A 4922-nucleotide genomic window follows, 5' to 3' on the forward strand; every position below is an offset into this window, starting at 1 on the left:
CGGGACGATCACGCCGCGCTGGAGCATCAGCTCCTCGACCTCACGGAACGACGACGGGAAGCGGAAGTACAGCCACACGCAGTGCGAGATGACCTTGACGGGGTAGCGGTGGCCCTTGTACGACGGCGCCCCCGTACCGACCAGCAGTCCCTCCCCGGACGACCAACCTGAAGATCACCTCACGGGACCCAACTCAACGTGACAGCACCGCTCCGCGGACAGCTTGGTGGTGTAACGGGTCGCTGCACTGCCGCCACAGGGCATGTGCGAGAAGCGCTGCCGGCACTCACCGCACATGCCGTGCATGCAACGCGGTGATGACAAGGGCGCGTCTCCCTTATCGCCTGGGGAGCCAGGACCAGCCTATGGACGGTTTGGCGGCCCTCAGGCACCAGACCACTGGACGACTACCGCTCCTCCTCGCGACGCCGCGTATCCTCACGCCGCTGCCCATCCTGACGCTGACGCTCCTGCTCCTCAGCGCGCTGACGATCAGCCTTCTCCTGACGCTTCTTCGCCTCGTCCTCCTTGGCCTTCCGGTCGGTGTCCTCCTTGGCCTTCCGGTCGGCGTCTTCCGTCGCCTTCCGGTCGGCGTCCTCCTTCGCCTTCCGATCAGCGTCCCCAGCCTTCGGCTCGGCATCCTTGAGTGACTGCTGCTCCGCAGCCGGCGCGGAATTCTTCTTCCATGTTTCGGTCCTTCCCCAGCCTGCCTTCGGGTCGTGGACGTACCTCCCGTCGGCGCTGAGGTATGGCTTCGCCCCGTACTTGGCGTTCCAATCCGCATATGGCACCCATGATTGGGCCGCCGGGTCCCACCCCTGCTTCCAGTCGGAAGTCGGACGCGCCCAGTCCGGGGAATCAGGCTTCTTCTCCGACCGTCTACCAGTATCCAACACGAACTTCTTATTCCATGTCTCACGCAATTCCCACGCACGGGTATCCGGGTTGTAGCCGTACGAGCCGTCGGCGCTGAGGTATGGCTTCGCCCCGTACTTGGCGTTCCAATCCGCATATGGCACCCATGATTGGGCCGCCGGGTCCCACCCCTGCTTCCAGTCGGAAGTCGGACGCGGCAAGTCCGGGTCGTTGGGGCGACGGCCGTTGCCGGCAGGCTGTCGGTTATCCTGCTCGTTGACCTTCCTTATTTCCGAGCGATAGAGTTTCTTTACGAAATTTACCTCGCCTGGGCTCGGTTCAAGTGAATCCGGCCAATTAGTGCCGCCAACGTCTACTTGAGGAAACTTCCGGTCGCCTGTCCGCATGACTTCGCCCGGGCGTACCGGACGCTGCGGGTGGTGCAAGCCTAACGTGTGTCCCATTTCATGGAGGATCGTATTCAAGTTGCCCTTCCATACATCTTCCCTCCATTCTTTAAAGTTACGCACTGCATGCCAGCCGGGTGAGCCGTCGCCATTCATGCCTCTGGTCATCGGGTAACCGAGACGCGGGCCGAAATGCCCATCCCAGAATTTCTTGATCGCTTGATCATCAAATGATGCTCTGTCGAGCTCCAGCAGGTAGCGATCCGGGCCAGCCATACCCAATGTGCCACCGCGCACGTTACCGCGGGTCCAATCGTGATATGCGCCCCTTATTTGAGCACGCCCCCCTAACTTCACCTTTTCCGTCGGAGTGAGGTCGCCCCAGACGCCAAGAAACTTATGACCATTCCCTACGAGTTTGTCGTTCCAGATCTTAATTGCCGTCCTGAAGATCTCTTGTGTGTGCGGATTGAGGCTGGCAAGGTCGTAATAGATGCGACCATCAGATTTTTTGACGGTGGTCTTTCCCCCAATCGGTTTCGGCATGGCGCAGCTGGTGGTGGCGTTTGCTATTTCCAGGCCGCCGGCTATGGCGAGGGCGGCAACCATTGCGGAGGGGATACCCTTGTTCACGACGTAACGGTCTGACTTGCTGGCCTGCTTGGCCAGACGGTGCCGACCGTGCCGCTTACTCGGATTGGTCATCTTCGTCCTTTTCCCGTTGCTGCACTCGCGTCATACTATTGATGTGCGAGGCGGCTCTTTCTCGTCATCTTCGGATCAGCGTGTTAACAGAAAGGCGCTGGCAGATTTGTGCTCCACGCGGTCATCGACCACCGAATAGTGGCTCGATTTCTTCGTCCCGCCTTTTCGGATTGCCGGCCGCGTCGCGCACCGACAGGATCAGTGCATATACCACGAGGCTCGCGCGCATGAATCTAACCTCCGATTCGGCTCGATCGACGTCACATGAAAATGGAATTCTCGAAGATCGGCCGGAACTTACAAGGAAAGGATTTCCACACGCTCCTTCTACGGTGCCTCGCACGCTGCGTCTCTCCAGGGAGTCTGGGGGCGCCTTTCCCATGCACACGCGGAGAGTGCGTCGGTGTGCAGCCGGTGGCGCAGCTGCACTCCCTTGTCCAGGCCCGCGTGGCCGCCACGCCGGTTGCATCAACGCGGCATCAGGCATACAACCCACCGGAATTGGCCTTCGCCGTCTGCTGGCATTCCGAATGCCGGCCTGCGTGGATGTCCCTCCGCGCTACGAGATCAAGCCGGGTGACCTGGTTCTCCCCCGGAGGCCTGACTCGCCGGCTCCGAATCGGACAGTGTCGCCCTGAGGCCGCGGTCGGCGGCTTACGAGCGAACACACAGCACGCTACGACCTGACAATACGGTCCTCACGTCTCAAGTCTTTACCGGATGAAGCTAGTCGGCGCACAGAAGCTCCATAGTGGCCCCTCACCTGAAAATGGAACGGGTGAAAGCTGGTTCCTGATCTGCGTACTCAGTCTCACCGCCCCGGCCACCCGGCGCTATAGGGAAATTCCCTACATTTGTCAGCAAGCCTGTGTTCAGGATCCACAGATCTACGATTGGATCGGCCTCGTGCAAGGGGCGAAACATCAGGCACTGTCCCGTCGTTGGGTGTGTGCCCCTGTGAGGGCCTGTCGAGGTGTGATGGGCCCCTGCTCGGGGGCGAGTTGGGCCATCCGGGGCAGGCCCGTCGTGGTGGTGATGCGATCCCAGACGATGAGTCGGACGGCGGATTCCTGGGGGCGTTGCAACACTTGGTCGTGTTGATCACGCCGTGATTAGTTTATGCAGGTTCTCGGCTGGGGTTTCCCAGCCGAGTGCTTTGCGTGGGCGGCCATTGAGCTCGGTGACGACGGCCTCGAGGTGTTCGCGGGTGTGGACCCGCGGTCGGTGCTCTTGGGTGCCTCTGTGTTTGTCAAGCCGGTTGAGGTGGTGGCGTAGGCTCGTTCCTGGTGGGTCCGGGAAGTGACTTGTCCGAAGAGTCGGCCGTCGGGGTTGGGCCGGCCGCGCTGGATGCTGTAGCCGCCCCTGTTTGTCCTCCCGGGCCCGTCGTGAGCTCGCGGCGGCGTTCATTGGCGACCATCGTGCGCCAGACGTGATCGGCCAGGCGGCGTTTGAGGCAGCGTTGCGCTTCCCGGGATGTCTTTCCTTCTGCAAGCTTGGCCTGGTAGTAGGCGTGGCCTCGGGTGCCGGGCATGCGGATCTGCGTGATCGCAACGGTGTGGAGTGCCGCGTTGAGCTGGCGGTCGCCGCGTCGGGACAGGCGGTGGCGTGCGCGGTCGGCGCTGGCGATCTCGATGGGAGCGGTGCCGGTGTACTGCGCGAAGGCGCTGGCGGTCGGGAACCGGGTGGGGTTGCCAGTTCGGCCCAGGAGGCGGGCGGCGGTCACGGCCCCGATGCCCGGTGTGTCGGTCAGCCGGCTTTCGGAATCTGCAACCAGCGCGGCCATGGCCTTGGCGTTTCGATTGGTCTCGGGATCGACAGCGGTGGCCGTGTGGGTCGACTTGTGCGGGTCGATGCCGATCAGCATCATCGGCGGCACTCTCCTCGGACGTCGGGTCAGTGTGATCCGCGGCTGACATCCCGACTTCGAGAAACGTGGGGTGGCCGATGGTCATGCCTCTGTTGAGTCAAGCCGCGAACGGGCGCCGGGCAGGTCGACACACCCAAAGAGAGCCAGCCCGCGAGGGCGGCAGGAAGTACTCGAGTCAGCCTGCCCGGCGTCCTGCGGCACGTTACGGGCGGCCAACCCGATCACGAACACCGCTGCCCCTATACAAGTCGGAAAGTACTGCCGTAGCAGTCCGTTCGTGTTCTCGTTGGAACCGCGCTGCCAGGGGCTTGCCGGTTCGCAGAAGTAGACCGGGATGTCGGTGCTGAAGCTTCCCCTTGATCGTGGACACCTGGAGACTGGGACATGAGGTTCCAGAGGAAGTAGCACCAGGTGGGAAGCAAGTACACGAAGCGGTACACAGCGGAGTTCAAACGGGACGCGATCGCGCTCGTCGACTCCACAGACCGTACGGTCACCGAAGTCGCTCGGGAACTCGGGGTGAGCCCGGAGTCCCTGCGTGCCTGGTACCGCCAGGCGAAGGTGGACCAAGGCGAAGGACGCCCCGGCGAGCTGACCAGTGCCGAGCGTGAGGAGCTCAAGCGACTGCGGAAGCAGAATGCCGAGCAGGCCAAGACGATCGAGGTGCTGCGAAAAGCCGCGGTCTTCTTCGCGAAGGAGAGCGATCGATGAACGAGACGTACGCGTTCATCGAGGCGGAGAAGACCACCCATGGAATCGCTTTCCTGTGCCGGCTGCTGAACGTGGCCCGCTCCTCTTTCTACGCCTGGCAGGCGGCGGCGAAGGTCCGCGCCGCACGGAAGACGGCCGACGAGGCCCTGGCCCACGAGATCACCGTCATCCACGTCGCATCCCGCCACACGTACGGCGTCCCGCGGATCCATGCCGGACTGCGGCGACTGGGCCGGACGGTGAACCGCAAACGTGTCGCCCGCGTCATGCGCGAACGCGGTATCCAGGGCGCCCACCGCCGCCGACGGCGCTCGCTGACCCGGCCGGACAAGAAGGCGAGACCGGCCCCGGACCTGATCGGCCGCGACTTCCACGCC

4 protein-coding genes and 2 pseudogenes are annotated in these 4922 nt (G+C 63.0%); 2 read left to right on the plus strand and 4 right to left on the minus strand.

Annotation, left to right across the window (positions count from 1 at the left end; translation table 11 throughout):
• The 4 genes and pseudogenes from ACZ7GZ_RS42170 to ACZ7GZ_RS42185 all read right to left on the minus strand — a co-directional run.
• Positions 1-144: pseudogene (locus ACZ7GZ_RS42170) on the minus strand (IS6 family transposase); the annotation flags it as partial.
• 263 nt (positions 145-407) lie between these two features.
• The gene (locus ACZ7GZ_RS42175) at positions 408-1967 is read right to left on the minus strand and encodes a hypothetical protein (protein WP_471033050.1); all 1560 of its coding nucleotides are present in this window, start codon (positions 1965-1967) and stop codon (positions 408-410) included.
• A gap of 1101 nt (positions 1968-3068) precedes the next feature.
• A pseudogene (locus tag ACZ7GZ_RS42180) lies at positions 3069-3202 on the minus strand (IS30 family transposase); the annotation flags it as partial.
• 14 nt (positions 3203-3216) lie between these two features.
• Entirely contained in the window at positions 3217-3834 is a 618-nt protein-coding gene (locus tag ACZ7GZ_RS42185; RefSeq protein WP_471033052.1) for a transposase, read from the minus strand.
• A gap of 411 nt (positions 3835-4245) precedes the next feature.
• Between ACZ7GZ_RS42185 and ACZ7GZ_RS42190 the strand changes: the two genes are divergently transcribed.
• Positions 4246-4545 (plus strand): transposase, encoded by a 300-nt coding sequence (locus tag ACZ7GZ_RS42190; protein ID WP_360100409.1) that lies wholly within the window; start codon positions 4246-4248, stop codon positions 4543-4545.
• On the plus strand, positions 4542-4922 hold a 381-nt coding region (locus tag ACZ7GZ_RS42195), incomplete at its 3' end, for an IS3 family transposase (protein WP_471033055.1). The genes ACZ7GZ_RS42190 and ACZ7GZ_RS42195, both read left to right, overlap by 4 nt.

It is taken from the genome of Streptomyces sp. NPDC037288 (genome assembly GCF_055603265.1).

Bases quoted from the DNA above. Each gene is read 5' to 3' on its own strand.
- ACZ7GZ_RS42175 (WP_471033050.1), bottom strand. From the start codon at position 1,967: ATGACCAATCCGAGTAAGCGGCACGGTCGGCACCGTCTGGCCAAGCAG.
- ACZ7GZ_RS42185 (WP_471033052.1), bottom strand. From the start codon at position 3,834: ATGATGCTGATCGGCATCGACCCGCACAAGTCGACCCACACGGCCACC.